The organism is Shewanella electrodiphila (assembly GCF_023283985.1).
Classification (GTDB): domain Bacteria; phylum Pseudomonadota; class Gammaproteobacteria; order Enterobacterales; family Shewanellaceae; genus Shewanella; species Shewanella electrodiphila.
Map to the genome: position 1 here is coordinate 47,632 of NZ_JAKIKU010000014.1, position 15,378 is coordinate 63,009.

The window sequence follows — 15,378 nt, forward strand, 5'->3', positions numbered from 1 at the left end:
TTATTTATCAGGGCGAGTATTATACTCAAAGCGATAAAATTTGCGAGATACGTGAAGGATAAAAGTGCACAAATCTGAGCTTTGAAAAAACAGATTTAATGCAGCGCCATTGTTTGCTAAGGCCTTTGTGGCATGCGCTTAACCCCCAGATAGACTGAAATTAACCTTAATTAAAAAGCAGACTGATTAAGCTTTCGAGCCGATTTAAGTTCAAATTGACATTTTTAGAATTTTTTAAGCCATTTTTTGGTGGTTTCACTGACTTTGGCGGTGAAATTGTTTAGTCTGCCAACAGATCATTTTTTAGATATTAGGATTTCTTGTGTCATTCGCATCCTTATTTTGTCGTCAAGGTCGAGACAACGGCCTAAGAGCTATCGCTATTCAAATAAGTTGTTTAGTGTTGGTATTACTCATCTCGCTATTATTTGCCAATACCGTTGTGACCTTAATCGCAGCTGTCATTGCGATACCTGTTTGTGCCCTAAGCTGTTTACGCCGTTTACGAGACGCCGCTAAACCTAGCTCTCTTGTCGCTGTGCCTGTGACCTTATTATTACTCTTTAGTTTATCGTTAAGCCTTAGTTTTCCCGCAGTTGTATCCAGTGTGCTGTTTATACTTGGCGTAGCGGTGGCTGCTGGGTTTGGTTGGTTTGCTGATTCTAAAACGAATCAACGTAAAACAGTCTATGTGCAAGGCTATAACGGCCCGCATAACAAAGATGATGCAGGCCATGGGCACACACGCCGAAGAAGAGAGCCAACCATTGGTGAGCAAAACCAAAGTAGCTTTAATACTGAGGACATTGACAGTGGAAATGACGCCAGCTTTTACGATGAAGAGCATGGATATGAGCCAGGTTACCAACAAGAAACCGTATATAAAGAAACGCCAACGGCAGCAAACCATAGTGAGATACCTGAAGATAGTGAATCCCAATACGGCGCAGATGACAAACCAAGTTATCGGGTTGATCGCGGTGCACTAGAGTCTGGTTCATTGTCTGAATTACTTAAATCTTGGCTGATTTGGGCACAGGGCAATCAAAAAATGTTGATAATGGTCGCTAAAGGCTTAGGCGTTGTCCTAGCAATAAGCATTATTATCTATTTGATCAGTTTGCTATTTACCGGCGAAGAAGTAGAGCAAGGACCATTAGAAACAGCCCCGATTGAAGAGCCTGTTGCCATTAACGACACCACAAGGGTTAAATTACCCGATGGTTTTTGGTTAATTCTTGAAGATGAAGTATTAGTACTTCGCTGGTTAGGCGACGAAGGCGACGCACAATCTATTTGGCGACTTGATACCGCAGAAGGTGATAAGCGCTGTGCTGAAATGACCTTTAATGATGGCAGCAAGTTTAGGCCAATGCAGGTCGATTTAATGGCTGACAGTGGCACAGAAGCCAGATTCTCACCATTAGATAATAGCCGCATTATTAATAATGTCGCCATGCGTGGCAGCTTTAAATTATGTGGCTATAACTTTAGCTTGAAAGGCAGCCAAGCCACGCTATCAAGTCAACCTGCCTTTGAGAAATACATTAAAGGTTTATGATAGAAAGCATCGCGAATTACACTAAACGGTGTTAATTCGCGAGTAAATGTCTTTGTAAGTAAGTGTTGTGGTTTATATCAATCGTATTAAACTGTCTCGCTCGCAATGAAAAGATATGGAGAGTTGGGTGGTTGAGTTTATTAGGCAAACGATTTTGCCTTTGTATGGAATTAATGATGAACATGCGAGTATTTCGCCGTTAGGCAATGGCCATATTAACCAAACTTACTTAGTAAGATGGGCAACAGGCCAGATAGTGCTACAAAAAATTAATACTACAGTGTTTACTGAGCCTGAAGTGTTAATCGAAAATGCCGCTAAAGTCAGCCATCACCTCATTCAAAAAGCCAACAATGGTGAGTATCAGCTCGATGTGATTTCTCCGGTAGTGCTAAAAGACGGTCGCTTATCTGCCGATTTAGGCGATAAAGGATTTTGGCGCGCCATCAGCTATTTAGCTAACAGCCACACTATTGAAGTCGTAACTAATCAAGCAGAAGCCAAAATGGCCGCTAGTGCCTTTGGGCATTTCGCCCATGCATTAAGTGATTTAGATGCTAATAGCTTAAATGATGTTATTCCTAACTTTTTAAATCTCCCGCAGCGTATTACTCAGCTTAAACAAGCAATAGCAGATGATAAGTCAGCCCGATTGGTTGATTGCAGTGAGTGGGCAGAGCTTGTCTTGTCGCAGCAAAGCTTGTTTGATGAGCTTAAGCACGTGGAAAGTCAGCTGCCACTTCGTATTTGCCATAACGACACCAAAATCAACAATATGCTGTTTGATAAGCGTGATATGTCGAGCATGGCAGTCATCGATATCGACACCTGCATGAAAGGCTACTTAATGTATGACTTTGGTGACATGGTGCGCGCGTTTTGCTCTCCTGAAGAAGAGGACTCAACAGCGCTTGATAAAGTCATTGCACGACCAGAAATTATCAAAGCAGCTTGTGAAGCCTATACCGAGCAATTGGCAGATATTCTCACCCCGCTTGAAAAGCGCAGCCTTTGGTTAGGCATTAAAGTGATGGCACTCATGTTGGGTTCTCGCTTTTTAGCCGACCATTTAAATGGTGACGTGTACTTTGGTATTCATCGCGAAGGTCATAACCTAGATCGCGCAGCTAACCAGCTTACTGTATTCAAAAGTTTAGTCGCACAAGAGTCGTCACTTAAGGCATTTTTTGAATAAGACTTTTTGAATAAGCGCCTGATCTAATAAAGGTCTTGTTGGTCAAAAAATCTTGATTAAATTGGCGATTTCGATTATTTAAATCTTCCTTATTTAAAAACATAAAGAGTAAGCAATGAAGTACCAATGGATATTGTTTGACGCAGACGAAACCTTGTTTGATTTCGATATTTTTGCTGGCTTAAAACTCATGTTTTCCCGTTTTGATATCGACTTTGATAACAATGATTTTGCTTTTTATCAGTCGGTAAACAAACAGCTCTGGGTCGATTATCAACAAGGCTTGATTGATGCAGCGCAATTACAACATACGCGTTTTTTACATTGGTCTGAAAAACTTGGGGTTACCACTAAGCGCTTGAACAGTGACTTTTTAGCAGCCATGGCAGACATTTGTCAGCCCTTACCAGGTGCAAAAAAACTGGTATCAAGTTTAGAAGGTAAAGCGACTCTGGGCATTATCACTAACGGTTTGACTGAACTGCAAAATGTACGCCTAGAGCGCACAGGCTTTAAGTCTTCATTTGAACATGTGGTGATTTCAGAGCAATTTGGCAAAGCGAAGCCCGATGTGAGCATTTTCGAGCATACCTTTGAGCTCATGGGTAACCCAGATAAAAATACCGTTCTAATGGTGGGTGATAACTTACATTCCGATATTTTAGGTGGCGTGAATGCTGGTATAGATACTTGCTGGCTTAATCATCACGGTAAAGAGACCGTTGATGGGATTACTCCTACTTTTGAAGTGAAAGATTTGCATCAACTGCATGATGAGCTGCATGCATTGAAGTAGGCTGCTCGTCTGTTTAGCATAAAAAGAAGCCACTCGATTGAGTGGCTTCTTTTTTGGAAAAATCGTTAGCTCGAATTAGCTCAAAGTAATAGCGTCAGCCGCTTTAGGAAATGCTTCATGATAAGCAATCATAAAGTCTTCTCTAATGTGTTGTTCTAAATGGGTTGCACGCTCAGTTGGGCAAAAAATCATAATATGCACCATTTGTTCACCCGCAGGTCCACTATGGATATGAATGTGTGGCTCAGGTCCTGGTAAGTCAACGCCAGCATGTCTTTCGATAATATTGTTATAGCGAGTTGCCACTTCTAAAAAGTCCTCGCAATGCGCTTCAATCTTGCTGGTTAACGCTGGAAATAAAGGGTACAGATTTACAAACTCAACCACAGTAATCGTAAAGCTATGGTAAACATAACGCTTCATGAAATTGAGGTTTTTCACCGCATAGCTAAAAAACATACTGTTAGGGAAAGTGACTGTTTTACCCGTGTAGTGATACTGGCCATGGTGCAAATCGATTTCTTGGATCACCGTTGCCATTAAGTTGTGCTCAATGACCTCACCACAAAGTTTGCCCACTTCAATCCAATCACCAATCACAAATGAGCGCGAACTCGCCCGCTGAATAGAGCCAGTAAAACATAAGATAATTTCTTTAGATGCCACCACAAAGGCAATCGCAATTGCAGTCACTGACAGGGCAAATTTATTGATTTCGGTTTGCCACAATAAAAACAGGATCATGACAATTAAGATAAAAGTGCCATTTTTCGTTCGTGACATCCATTTACGTTGGCCTTCACTGACAAACGCAATATCACCGCGAATTTTAGACACCACAAAGCGTTTAAGCATCGACAGTAATAGGATGATTAATACGGTTACAAACAACTTATAGGTTGCTAAAAAGTCGATGACGATATTCAGTTCTTCCACTACACCCTCTTAAAAAACGGCAACTTAACGACAAAATCAGTTAGATAACTCACTTTATCATAGCTATTGATTAAGTCAGCTTTGACCAGTGTTTTTTATTTTAAAAGAGTCAATTGGGGTTTGATGGGGAATGTTCTTAAAGCTTAAAAGTTGAAACTACGCAGACTGAAAAGGTGCGCGGCTTCAACTTAATTGTATGGAGGCTATTTACTCTTTCAAGAAAATATAGCCCGCTTTTTCAGCGCCCCACACTTGTTTATCGTTACTGTCATAACCGCGATCCCAGCTGACAATACTGTCTTTAGTAACCGTAACTTCAGAAGTGGCATAACTTGCGCCGCGTAGCTTGCTTAAACAGCTTTTCTCATCAGTAGAACCTGCAAAAGATTGTGACTTATCAGACCAAGTTAACAACACAGTGCAGCCTGACTTTTCAGTTAAGTCTTTAGGCGTTAGCTCGCTCAGAGGTGCATCATCTTTATAAACGCCAGCGAAGCTTTTATCGTTTTCAAAGGTATACACTTTACTCGCAAACTCAGTTGCTGATAGTGCAGTGACCTCATAAACACGCTGTCTGTATGGTTTATCTAAATGTGTTGCAGCAGCTTGTTCAACATACAGCCAAGTGGATTTATCCTCAGGCCAAATTTGCACCATATTGAGGTGGATATTAAAAAAGTCTTTATCACTAATAGATTGCTGCTCGCTATCAAAGTGGCCTTGCATCCACTCAAGTAATAAAGCTTGCTTGTCTTGTTCAGTTGCTTGAGACGTGATTGGCATTAAAGCCAGTGCTGAAAAAGCACTGAAAACCGCAATGCGGCTAAGAGATGTGTTCACAGGAAATCCTTTCCGATTAATGTGGTATTTAGTTTCTGTTGATCAGAATATTTATTATCAGGGTTAAATTAACTGATCCGTTGGTGACTGTAAAATGGCGAGTGAGTCGTCGTATTTGATTAGTTTTGGATAATAAGTCAATTAACTCATAGCTAGCTGAGCTGTTTCATTCCATAAATATGCTGGCATAGGATGTTTTAACTTCTATGTGATATTCACGGATGACTAACCTGCCGTCTTGAATATCATCAAACTTAATAGAAAGTAGGTCAGAGATACGTAAAGCCAGGTTAAGGCCGATATTCCACACATCAGCGAGTTGTTGGCTAAACTGTTTCTCAAGTAAGAAGCTAATAAGTTTAACTGTATCATGATCTTTAACTGCTTGAACTTCAGGCATGGGCAAGTTCCTTTTTTCTGCTATATCGATGTTTTGGGCACTTTGGTTTCGCAAAGGCCCATGGGGTAAGGGTTTGCTTGTTCCCGTTTTACCAATATGGGAACTTGGGTTTGAAATGGCGTTAACCCAGTGCAATTTGCACCTGATAAACATCCATATGGTGATAGCTTGTGAAGTTGTCACTAAACAGTTCAATAAGCTCTGCGCCTTCATCATGTTTTATCCATCCACCAATAGAGCTATAGACTTGTTTGCTGTTGAAGCAAATGTCGATGTCTTTAATGAGGTCAGGAAAGTCATGCCCATGAAAAGCAAAATCAGTAACGTAAACTAATCGCCATTGATTAAGTTGTTTCTCAAGCCTTACTTCAACAGGATGAAACCCACCTTGTTCAGGCGAGTAGTCGGGATCTCTAAAATACAAGGTGATGGCATTTGCCTCCTTTGGATTAGTGTTAATCAACTCTTGTGCTAGTAACTGATAAAAAGGGGCTGGCATTACAGGCCTTTGATTAGTATCAATTGAAATTGTCATATAAACGTCCTTAATGAATAAACACGCAACAGCAAGAGATTAAGAGCCTGTGCTCTTAATCTCTTGCTAGCTGGTGGTTGATTGATTTTGAGCTACATCGAAATGGATAGACTTCGAAGGTTATTAAGCCGAAGCTTTCGAAATAGAAAATACTGAATGCCGAGATCGTTAGATTAGACCTCTTTCCGCCAGTGACACCGGGGATTTACCCACAATTATGTGGTCTAAGACCCTGACATCGATTAATCCCAAAGCATCTTTTAACTTTTGAGTAATTCTCTTATCAGCTTCTGAAGGCTCAGATTCACCTGAAGGGTGATTGTGGGAAAAGATGACAGCTGCGGCATTTACTTCAAGCACAGCTTTTACTACTTCTCTTGGATAAACACTGGCAGCGTCAATGGTGCCAAAGAACAACTCACGAAACTCAATTAGTTGATGTTGGCTGTTGAGCATCATCACCCCAAACACCTCCCGCTCATACCCACCTAACTTGTAGGTAAGGAAGTCCTTTGTGCTTTGAGGGTTAGTGTATACGTCCTGATGATTTAGTTTCTCAGCAATGATGTTAGCAGCGCTTTCAAGTACTTGAAGGGCTGTAGTTGGCCAATGGGATGATTTGTTTTGATTTGAATTACTGTGCATAAAAATCTCCTTTAACTGTTAATGGCTTATGCACAGCAGTGATATATACCTGAAACTTTCTGGAATCGTATTTGTGAGGCTGATGTCGGCGGTATTTTTTTACTAGCTCGCCCCATGTTGTGAATCAAACATGAGGTATTCACAATGAGACTAATTAAATTAAAAGAAGTGATGGATAGTACTGGGCTAGGGCGTTCAACCATTTATAACTATATTGCTGATGCCACTTTCCCAAAACCAGTAAGTCTAGGAGCTAGAGCGGTCGCTTGGGTGGAGAGCGAAGTGCAAGACTGGATTTTAGAAAGGATAGAAGAGCGGGATTTACACAGTACTGGAGCAAGTCATCAAATGATTATTAATTAAGTGAAAACCACCTAGAGTGTTATGATTTATGTCATTGTTTTTTATTTGATTATCCCATACTCTCTTAGTTAAATTTAAAAGTTGGTGTTTAAAGCTATTAAAAACAGATTTTAACTCAGCTGAGTATGATGATTTAACTAAAGGTCAGTTTGCAAAAATTGGATTTATCTTTGCAGTGCAGGGTGATGACTTTTACTTTCAAAAAGTGACGCCTTCATTATTTTTAAAGAAAAAAATGATAGCCTTTGGTGAAGCAGCAGAGGTTGAAGATAGCAATACTCGATTGGTGGTTAACACTCTGCCTGATGCCGTATATTTTAAAGACGACGATACGCTTATATTCCGTAACCTTGCGACTATATCTAGTATTTTTAAAGGGATTGATACTCTATACAAAGAAGCCACCAACGATGAAGTTGAAGCATTCCTAGATGAAGATTTCATAGAGCTCTCGAACGATTACGATATGAATAAAGTGTCAAAGCCAAACCGTAAACGTGTTGCTTTAGCAATGGAGACACTTGCTACTCTGCCAGAAGCTGACCGCGACCAAATGTATACCTATATCCATAGCTACTGTGAAGGTAAACTTGAATTTGATGCTGATAATAGTACGTTTGAAATCAGCTCAGACGATGAACTTAAATACCTGCTCTACGGCATTGAGCAGCGTTTTTACACTACACCGTTAGGGCATGAAAAGCGTTTGGCTAACTCTGTTCAGGCTATGTAGAATTTTATAGAATAATATTTTAAACCAATTTACAAGGATGTATATGAGTTTTGAAAAACAGGATATTAAACAGCAAAAACTTATCTATCACATGACAGATATGAGAAATCTCGATTCGATATTAAGTGAAGGCATTAAGCCAAGGAGTCAATTGACCGGGTTTTCTGATGTAGCTGATCATGAGATTCTGGCAAAAAGAAAACGATTTAGGCTTGATGAGAAAGTGCCCTTTCATTTCTTTGTCAATAACCCATTTGATGGCGGTGTCGTTAAAGCTCATCCAACGAAGACATTTGTGATCCTAGGTATTTCGCGAACACATTCTCAAGCACAAAACTGGGAAGTGATACCACGTCATCCGTTAGCTAATGAAGCTATTTCTTTAATGGCATACGATGAAGGAATAGAAGCTATTGATTGGGTTGCGATGAATAAAAGGGACTACAGTGATGCGAATAGTAAAAGTGTTTGCATGGCTGAATGCCTTGCTCCAGGAATTGTAGATGCGAGCCTCATTAGTTCAATTTTTGTTAAAACTGATGCTTGTGAAGAAAGAGTTACTTGGATGGTAAGAAAAAACAAGTTAGGTATATACGTCAATAAACGCCCCAATATGTTCCCAAGAGTTAATTTATGACAGTAAAGATTTCACACATTACGCACATTGATAACTTGGCAAGTATTCTTGAACATTCATGTTTATGGTCAGACTCCAAGCGTATTAAGCTTGGTTTAGCAAATCAAAATATCGGTTACAGTCATATTAAAAAACGTCGTTTGTTGCGTCTTGTAAACGTGGCTGCTGGTGGAACTATAGGTCAGTATGTGCCATTTAATTTCTGCCCTCGTTCAGTCATGCTGTTTGTTATCCATAAAGGACACCCTGATTTTCAAGACGGGCAAGATCGAGTGCTACACTTGATCAGTGATACAGATACTATTCGTTTGAGCAATCAGCAATGCTTCTTCACCGACATCCATGCAGATTTGGATTATGCCGAGCAGATTGATGACTTTGATCGGATTGGTGAACTGGATATTCAGCGGATTATTAATGAGAAGTACTGGCAAGATTTTAAAGAAGAAAAACAAGCTGAGTTTTTAGCTTTTGAATCAGTACAATGGGTCACAATTCAGCAAATTGGTGTTAAGACGCAAGCTCTAGCAGATGAAGTGAGTGCTTTGATTCAAACTGCGCAGCACAAGCCAGAGGTCGTTGTGCGGCCGCAGTGGTATTATTAGAGGTTATTATGATTACTTATCAAGCAGGTAATATTTTGCATGATCAGGCTGATGCCATCATCAATACCGTAAATACGGTAGGTGTGATGGGCAAAGGCTTAGCTCTGCAATTTAAAAAAGCATTTCCTGATAACTTTAAAGTTTATAAAAAAGCATGTGATGATCATTCGCTTGTAACAGGCCAAGTTCTAACGGTAGCTCTTAATTCAATCAGTGCGCCGTTTCATGTGATTAATTTTCCTACTAAAGCCCATTGGAAAGGTAAGTCTAAGCTTGAATACATAGAGCAAGGATTAGAAAGTTTAAAAGTCGAAGTTAAGCGATTAAAGCTTAAATCTGTTGCTATTCCGGCACTAGGCAGTGGCTTAGGCGGGCTGCCTTGGCAGCAAGTAGAGCAACTTATTCAACAATCTCTAGCCGATATGCCTGATGTTGAGTGGCGAGTATATCCACCTCAATCAGCTCCTAAAGCTGAAGCTATGCCAAATAAAACTGCTCGTCCAAGAATGACAATTGGTAGAGCTGCTGTACTTGGTTTGATTGATCGTTACGTATCTACAGGTTTCGGTTACAGGCTGTCTTTATTAGAAGTACAAAAGTTGGTTTATTTCCTAACTGCAGTAGGTGAACCCTTAAATAAGGTTGTTTTCCAAAAGCATCATTATGGTCCTTATGCTGACGTACTTCGTCATGTGCTGGATAAAATGGAAGGGCACTTCATTACAGGTTACGCTGATGGATTGAACAAGCCTGAAACACCAATTGAGTTGAAAGATGATGCAGCGCAGGAAGCACTTAATTATCTTGAAAAGCATTCTTTAACTAAACAACGTTTTGATAAAGTAGCAGAGTTAATAAAAGGTTATGAATCTCAAAATGGAATGGAATTACTTTCGACTGTGCATTGGATCGCAACGCAAGAGTCAAATGCTGAGACGATTACCAGTGAAGAGTTAGTAAAAGGGGTGCATAGCTGGAGCTCTAGAAAAGCTCAAATGAAACCCGCTCATATTTTGGCTGCGTGGAACCGATTAAGTGAGCAGGGGTGGCTGCAGTTAAAAGCTCAAGTTTAAATTGATAAAGTTATAATCAACCCACTTAAAACCTTCTTTCTGAAGGTTTTTTATGCTTCAATAAATTCAACATGCCCAATGTTGTAATTAATTACAATAAATTACGTATAAAATGTAATTACAATCAATTGTTGTTGTTTTAGATTATTAACCTTAGTAACTACAGAGGTTGAAGATGGAACAATTAACTAAACATGACACTACCCTTTGGGTAAATCATGCGATTACTTATTTTAAAAGTATCGGAAAAACTCAAAAGGATATGGCCAAATTATTAGGTATAGAAGAGTCTAGATTAAGTGAGATGAAAGGCGGGAGTGGGCTCATTTCACAAAATTTAATGGCTAAAATAGTCGAGTATTGTGGAGCCCCTAGAAGAAATCCTGGTCGGTATGAAGAAGTTGAGTTATACAATGATCTTCAACATTTTTTTGATAATTTTAAATCTATTTCGGTTAATCGATTCTATAGGAAATTACAAAAGCTTATTAAAAATGATGATATTTATAGTCAGTTGTTAGATGCCGTATCACCTCATGAACTGCACTATAAAGCAGATAAAGAAACGATTGAAGCCATGCTAAATGAGCTTTTTATATCTGAAGAGTTTCTGGATAAATGCGAGAAGTATTCAAAAGTACTCCTAACTACAGTAGGTTATGACGAACGACCTATTGAAGACTTTCAATGGTGTAATATTGATGAGGCTGGATGTCGGATTTTAAGTATTGCAGGTTTAATAATCAAAGATTTTGACTCTTTCAGGCTACTGTATCTCTTTTCAAAACTATTTAGTGCTAATTTAGGGTTTAAGTTTTGCAATGACACCCCTTTAAATCTTCAGCCTGAAGTGCCGAGCGAACCTGTAATTTTAACAGGTAAGTGCATTTTGATAATGAAAAGAGGGTCATTAGAAAGCACTATCATTAACTCTGCTTTTTTTGATTTAATTGGTAAGAAAAAAAGCGGGATACAACTTAGTGAATATCGGGGATTAAAGTTAAAATCTGAGCAATATATGCCTGACTATTGGCAAGAAGTACGTTGTGAATTGTACTTAAGCGATAATATGAATTACCACTTTCTAATACACTTATCCCCTACCTATATTGGAGAGTCGGCTGATATTGATGATGATTCTGGAAACCCTTTAAAATGGCGTGGTGATGTGGGTCCTGATGATAGGCTAATTATTATTCGTAATGTTAATTCATTGAGTTTGTATCAAAAAATTGAAGAAATACGAAAATGGTTCGGTTTACCAGATGACTCACTTTTTGAATTAAAGCAAGAGATTGCCAAAGCAGGAGGCTATGTTCCAGGAGCCAGAGTGCTACTCTGATTTGATAATTAAGCCCTGCATATCACTGTTTTCGGTATACGGGGCTACAATCTGAGAACTTAAATTATCTGGATAACATTGGAGAAATTACCTCTGATAGCTTAGTGACTGCTTCTTTTCGCTCTTCAAAATAATCATGTTGGTTATAAATCCCTTCTACACCTTTAAGCTTATGATTCAAGCAACGCTCTGCTACATGTCCAAGTGTGCCTTGCTTGGCTAATAAAGTACGACAAGTGCGTCGCAAGTCGTGGACGGTAAAATGGGCCATATCGCCCATTAAGTTAGGTGGTTGTTTTTTCTTACCAGCTTCATGACCAAAAAGCTTAGTGATCGCTCGATTTAGGGTATCTTTGCCCATGTGTGGATTCTTGCTTGAGCGTCTACTAGGGAACACATATTCAGAGCCACAAGCCCTTATCTTTAGCTCTTGTATCCAGCCCATAACTATTTCAGGTAATGGGATTGCTATGCCAACACCTGATTTACTTCGCTCTTTCGATAAGTTCCAAACCTTCTGCTCAAGATCAAACTCCTTCCATGGTGCTTCTGCCAATTCAGATTTCCTAATACCCAATGTCACCAGTAATGAACAAGCGAGATAATTGTCACGGCTAAAGCTGTCGCTATTTTCGCGTGCAACTTTAAAAAATTTAGATAGTTCTTCGATGGTTAGGGCTCTGTCTTTACTCTTTTCTACTCCACCAGCATCAGAAACAGAAAATGCACTCGCTGGGTTTGCGCTAAGCAGATCCAGTTTTATGCCGTGATTGAAAAGTTGTTTGCTGTACATCAGAGCATCGTTAGCGATTGCTGGGCGGTTAGTGGCTGCAATGGCTTGTAATACTGCTCTTATGTCTCTGGCTGTGACGCTATCGACGTTGAAGCTACCTATATGGGGGGCAATGTCTTTACGGTAGATGCGTTCGGGGATTTCGTGATGTTTGAGTCTTTTGATATTACCTAAATGCCAATCGGCAAAGAGATCATCCACGGATTTAATTTCGGCTTGTTCGGCGCGTTTCTTGGCAACGAGAGGATCTAGACCATCACGAAACTGCTTCATTTTAATTGCGGCTTCAGCGCGTGCATCTGCTAACGAAAGATCACTGTATTTAGCCAGTGTCATCTCTTTGCGTTTCTTGTTGGCGGTGTAGCGGAGCATCCAAAATGGTTTGCCGGATTTAGGCACGACAAAATATAAACCTTCACCATCAGCGAATCGGCCAGGTTCTCCTTTGGATTTTGCTGCAACTTCCTTTGCGGTTAACTTTCCCATAAGCCCCTTAGTCTCCAGTCAGAATATAAGGGTGGGTATTTTACCCACCACCATGCATTGACTATATACTAAGTTACTCACCATATCACCCACCATTTAGTGTTGGAAAGTGGTGGGTGTAAGTGGACCTCTTTGGACCGAGATTTAATTAAATCGTTTAAAATCAGTGGTAAAAGGTTTTGTTTGGACTCTATTGGATATCATTCAACGTTTTGAATTTGTTCTCTCATTTGCTCAATCAATACTTTCAGCTCTACCGCTGCAGCGGTGACTTCTGCACTGATTGATTTGGACGCTAGGGTGTTAGATTCACGGTTAAATTCTTGCATCATGAAGTCTAAACGGCGACCTTGTGCGCCACCTTTTTTAAGGATTAAACGCGTTTCAGCAACGTGTGCATCAAGGCGATCCATTTCTTCGGCGACATCCATTTTTTGTGCAAGTAATACCATTTCTTGTTCCATACGTGCTGGATCAAGTTCGCCGGTGATTTCGGCTAAACGGTTGGTTAGCTTGTCACGTTGCCATTGCATTACTGCAGGCATGTGACCACGTACAATCGCTACTTGCTCAACGATTTGGTCTAAACGGGTTTGAAGCATAGCGTTAATCGCTTCGCCTTCACGGCCACGGGCTTCAATGAATTGCTCTACTGCGCCGTCAAATGCAACCAATAATTCTTTGTTGATTGCGCCCATGTCTTTTTCTTCACCCGCCATCACACCAGGCCAGCGCAGGATGTCGACTAAGTTAAGCTCGCCTTGATTGGCTTCTTTTTTTAACCATTCAGCGGCATTGAGTAATTGCTTGGCTAAATCTTGGTTTAGGCGCATTTCACTGCTGCCTGAATCAGAGAGTTCGTAACGTAAGTTGACCTCAACTTTACCGCGATTTAAGCGTTTACGTAGGCGATCACGTAATACTGGCTCAAGGCTGCGCATTTGCTCTGGTAAACGCAGGTAAGTTTCTAAGTAGCGTTGATTGACTGAGCGAAGTTCCCAAGAGGCGGTGCCCCATTCGGCTTTGTGCTCAATGCGAGCGTAGGCGGTCATACTTTGGATCATGGTTGAACCCTGATTAGTTAGCAGCAATATAGTGTGTCGATTATAGTCTGCTGAGGGCTAAGGTCAAAGCTTACAAAAACTTATGTGTGAGTTGAGGGCGGTTGTTTACAGGCTTATGCGCTTTTAGGGTTTATTGATTGTACTTCGCAGATTGCACAGTGCTGATCGTACTTAGCTAATCGTACTTAGCTAATTGTGCTGTGCGGCATGAAACTAAAAGGAGTTAACTGAGTCTGAACGTAGGGCGTTATCTTTAAGCTGTTTGTTTTTGTTTAATCGCGCCGTTTTAACCGTTTGCTTTTTTAGTATTAGTTTAGTGCTAGTTTAGTGCTGGTGAGTGATGGCTATAGTGGGGGGGCGTGAGATGTTGCGGGTTAATTTCGCTTATCAAGGCTTTGTCATCGAATTAAGCTGATGAATTGTTTATAGTATGGCACATTCACGTTTAGGCCTTGTGGTTTAGATGTTTTCAAATTTTGGAGTAGGCAAGTGGACCATTTTGTGTGGAACCTCGACCCAGTATTGATTTCTTTTATGGGTCTAAAAGTGCATTGGTATGGTGCGTTATTTGCGTTGGCAATTGCCAGTGGTTTTCAGGTAATGAAGCGCATGTACAAAAAAGAAGGCTTGGATGTTGAGTCGTTAGATAACCTACTCATGTATTGTGTGGTGGGGATTATTGTTGGTGCGCGTTTAGCCCATTGTTTCTTTTATGATCCGAGTTATTACTTTGCCAATCCGATGAAAATTTTAGCCATATGGGAAGGCGGCTTAGCCAGTCATGGCGGCGGGTTAGGGGCGATATTAGCGCTGTATTATTACAAGCGTAAAACCGATATGCCGTTTTTATTCTTATTGGATAGGTTGGCGATTGCGACGGCGATATTTGGCTTCTTTGTGCGTATGGCCAACTTTGCCAACTCTGAGATTTTAGGTCTGCCGACCACTAAACCTTGGGGCATTATTTTTGAGCGTGTGGACTTACTACCGCGCCATCCTGCGCAGCTTTATGAAGCCATCAGCTACTTGGTTATTTTCATTAGTTTATATGCGGTTTATAAGTTTACTAATTTAAAAGAAAAGCACGGGGTTATTTTCGGCTTGTTCTTATGTAGCGTATTCAGTGCGCGTTGGGCCATTGAAATGGTCAAAGTGAAGCAAGCAGCTTATGCCACTGAGTGGACCATGAGTGCAGGGCAGTTACTGAGTATTCCATTTTTAGTTGTGGGTATTGCGCTGCTGATTTTACCTATGCTTAAAAAGAACAAGTAAATGCTAATTAGTTTGAGTTAGCGCTTTATTGGGCTAATAGATAAAAAGGCCGATGCTCTTAGTGAGTATCGGCCTTTTTATTATTCTGCTATTAAGTTTTGA

General features: G+C 40.3%; 16 protein-coding genes and 1 pseudogene. 10 read left to right on the forward strand and 7 right to left on the reverse strand.

The window, feature by feature from the left end; all coding sequences use genetic code 11:
• Window positions 1–322: 322 nt before the first annotated feature.
• The 3 genes from L2737_RS19210 to yjjG all read left to right on the forward strand — a co-directional run bounded on the left by L2737_RS19210 (window position 323) and on the right by yjjG (window position 3,552).
• Window positions 323–1,561 carry a hypothetical protein gene (locus L2737_RS19210; RefSeq protein ID WP_248956801.1) on the forward strand — a complete coding sequence of 413 codons (1,239 nt, stop codon included), beginning with the start codon at window positions 323–325 and terminating at the stop codon, window positions 1,559–1,561.
• Between the two features lie 127 nt (window positions 1,562–1,688).
• Window positions 1,689–2,756 carry a phosphotransferase enzyme family protein gene (locus L2737_RS19215; protein WP_248956829.1) on the forward strand — a complete coding sequence of 356 codons (1,068 nt, stop codon included), beginning with the start codon at window positions 1,689–1,691 and terminating at the stop codon, window positions 2,754–2,756.
• 115 nt (window positions 2,757–2,871) lie between these two features.
• Window positions 2,872–3,552, forward strand: a complete 681-nt coding sequence (yjjG, locus tag L2737_RS19220; protein WP_248956802.1) for a pyrimidine 5'-nucleotidase — start codon at window positions 2,872–2,874, stop codon at window positions 3,550–3,552.
• A 75-nt stretch (window positions 3,553–3,627) separates the two neighbouring features.
• On the opposite strand, the gene L2737_RS19225 is transcribed toward yjjG, so the two are convergent.
• The 5 genes and pseudogenes from L2737_RS19225 to radC form a co-directional block, all read right to left on the reverse strand.
• Window positions 3,628–4,488, reverse strand: coding sequence for a mechanosensitive ion channel family protein (locus L2737_RS19225; RefSeq protein WP_102526812.1), 861 nt, complete (start codon window positions 4,486–4,488; stop codon window positions 3,628–3,630).
• Window positions 4,489–4,695: 207 nt separating this feature from the next.
• The gene (locus tag L2737_RS19230) at window positions 4,696–5,328 is read right to left on the reverse strand and encodes a chromophore lyase CpcT/CpeT (protein WP_248956803.1); all 633 of its coding nucleotides are present in this window, start codon (window positions 5,326–5,328) and stop codon (window positions 4,696–4,698) included.
• Between the two features lie 214 nt (window positions 5,329–5,542).
• Window positions 5,543–5,728 (reverse strand): annotated as a pseudogene (locus L2737_RS19235) (site-specific integrase); the annotation flags it as partial.
• Window positions 5,729–5,849: 121 nt separating this feature from the next.
• Window positions 5,850–6,263, reverse strand: coding sequence for a DUF2787 domain-containing protein (locus tag L2737_RS19240; RefSeq protein WP_248956804.1), 414 nt, complete (start codon window positions 6,261–6,263; stop codon window positions 5,850–5,852).
• 168 nt (window positions 6,264–6,431) lie between these two features.
• Entirely contained in the window at window positions 6,432–6,908 is a 477-nt protein-coding gene (gene radC, locus L2737_RS19245) for a RadC family protein (RefSeq protein WP_248956805.1), read from the reverse strand.
• A 144-nt stretch (window positions 6,909–7,052) separates the two neighbouring features.
• Here radC and L2737_RS19250 point away from each other — a divergent pair, with 144 nt between their 5' ends.
• From L2737_RS19250 to L2737_RS19275, 6 genes are all read left to right on the forward strand, one after another.
• Window positions 7,053–7,271, forward strand: coding sequence for an AlpA family transcriptional regulator (locus L2737_RS19250; protein WP_248956806.1), 219 nt, complete (start codon window positions 7,053–7,055; stop codon window positions 7,269–7,271).
• A 235-nt stretch (window positions 7,272–7,506) separates the two neighbouring features.
• Window positions 7,507–8,004: a hypothetical protein gene (locus tag L2737_RS19255; protein ID WP_248956807.1), complete on the forward strand. Its 498-nt coding sequence runs from the start codon at window positions 7,507–7,509 to the stop codon at window positions 8,002–8,004.
• Window positions 8,005–8,047: 43 nt separating this feature from the next.
• Window positions 8,048–8,641: a DarT ssDNA thymidine ADP-ribosyltransferase family protein gene (locus L2737_RS19260; RefSeq protein ID WP_248956808.1), complete on the forward strand. Its 594-nt coding sequence runs from the start codon at window positions 8,048–8,050 to the stop codon at window positions 8,639–8,641.
• The gene (gene darT, locus L2737_RS19265) at window positions 8,638–9,246 is read left to right on the forward strand and encodes a type II toxin-antitoxin system toxin DNA ADP-ribosyl transferase DarT (RefSeq protein WP_248956809.1); all 609 of its coding nucleotides are present in this window, start codon (window positions 8,638–8,640) and stop codon (window positions 9,244–9,246) included. The genes L2737_RS19260 and darT overlap by 4 nt, the downstream gene beginning before the upstream one ends.
• An 8-nt stretch (window positions 9,247–9,254) precedes the next feature.
• Window positions 9,255–10,319 (forward strand): type II toxin-antitoxin system antitoxin DNA ADP-ribosyl glycohydrolase DarG, encoded by a 1,065-nt coding sequence (gene darG / locus L2737_RS19270; protein ID WP_248956810.1) that lies wholly within the window; start codon window positions 9,255–9,257, stop codon window positions 10,317–10,319.
• A 175-nt stretch (window positions 10,320–10,494) separates the two neighbouring features.
• Window positions 10,495–11,661, forward strand: coding sequence for a helix-turn-helix domain-containing protein (locus L2737_RS19275; protein WP_248956811.1), 1,167 nt, complete (start codon window positions 10,495–10,497; stop codon window positions 11,659–11,661).
• Between the two features lie 64 nt (window positions 11,662–11,725).
• On the opposite strand, the gene L2737_RS19280 is transcribed toward L2737_RS19275, so the two are convergent.
• Together L2737_RS19280 and L2737_RS19285 are read right to left on the reverse strand one after the other, a co-directional pair.
• On the reverse strand, window positions 11,726–12,940 hold the full coding sequence (locus tag L2737_RS19280) for a tyrosine-type recombinase/integrase (RefSeq protein WP_248956812.1): 1,215 nt from the start codon (window positions 12,938–12,940) through the stop codon (window positions 11,726–11,728).
• A gap of 200 nt (window positions 12,941–13,140) precedes the next feature.
• Complete coding sequence (locus tag L2737_RS19285; RefSeq protein ID WP_229370465.1) at window positions 13,141–14,004, reverse strand: YicC/YloC family endoribonuclease; 864 nt, start codon at window positions 14,002–14,004, stop codon at window positions 13,141–13,143.
• Window positions 14,005–14,493: 489 nt separating this feature from the next.
• Here L2737_RS19285 and lgt point away from each other — a divergent pair, with 489 nt between their 5' ends.
• Entirely contained in the window at window positions 14,494–15,276 is a 783-nt protein-coding gene (lgt, locus tag L2737_RS19290; RefSeq protein ID WP_102526823.1) for a prolipoprotein diacylglyceryl transferase, read from the forward strand.
• Window positions 15,277–15,378 lie beyond the last annotated feature (102 nt).

What these genes read in the sequence shown, in the direction of transcription:
- yjjG (WP_248956802.1), top strand. Translation starts at nt 2,872, where the DNA reads ATGAAGTACCAATGGATATTGTTTGACGCAGACGAAACCTTGTTTGAT.
- L2737_RS19240 (WP_248956804.1), bottom strand. Translation starts at nt 6,263, where the DNA reads ATGACAATTTCAATTGATACTAATCAAAGGCCTGTAATGCCAGCCCCT.
- radC (WP_248956805.1), bottom strand. Translation starts at nt 6,908, where the DNA reads ATGCACAGTAATTCAAATCAAAACAAATCATCCCATTGGCCAACTACA.
- L2737_RS19250 (WP_248956806.1), top strand. Translation starts at nt 7,053, where the DNA reads ATGAGACTAATTAAATTAAAAGAAGTGATGGATAGTACTGGGCTAGGG.
- L2737_RS19255 (WP_248956807.1), top strand. Translation starts at nt 7,507, where the DNA reads ATGATAGCCTTTGGTGAAGCAGCAGAGGTTGAAGATAGCAATACTCGA.
- L2737_RS19260 (WP_248956808.1), top strand. Translation starts at nt 8,048, where the DNA reads ATGAGTTTTGAAAAACAGGATATTAAACAGCAAAAACTTATCTATCAC.
- darT (WP_248956809.1), top strand. Translation starts at nt 8,638, where the DNA reads ATGACAGTAAAGATTTCACACATTACGCACATTGATAACTTGGCAAGT.
- darG (WP_248956810.1), top strand. Translation starts at nt 9,255, where the DNA reads ATGATTACTTATCAAGCAGGTAATATTTTGCATGATCAGGCTGATGCC.
- L2737_RS19275 (WP_248956811.1), top strand. Translation starts at nt 10,495, where the DNA reads ATGGAACAATTAACTAAACATGACACTACCCTTTGGGTAAATCATGCG.
- L2737_RS19280 (WP_248956812.1), bottom strand. Translation starts at nt 12,940, where the DNA reads ATGGGAAAGTTAACCGCAAAGGAAGTTGCAGCAAAATCCAAAGGAGAA.
- L2737_RS19285 (WP_229370465.1), bottom strand. Translation starts at nt 14,004, where the DNA reads ATGATCCAAAGTATGACCGCCTACGCTCGCATTGAGCACAAAGCCGAA.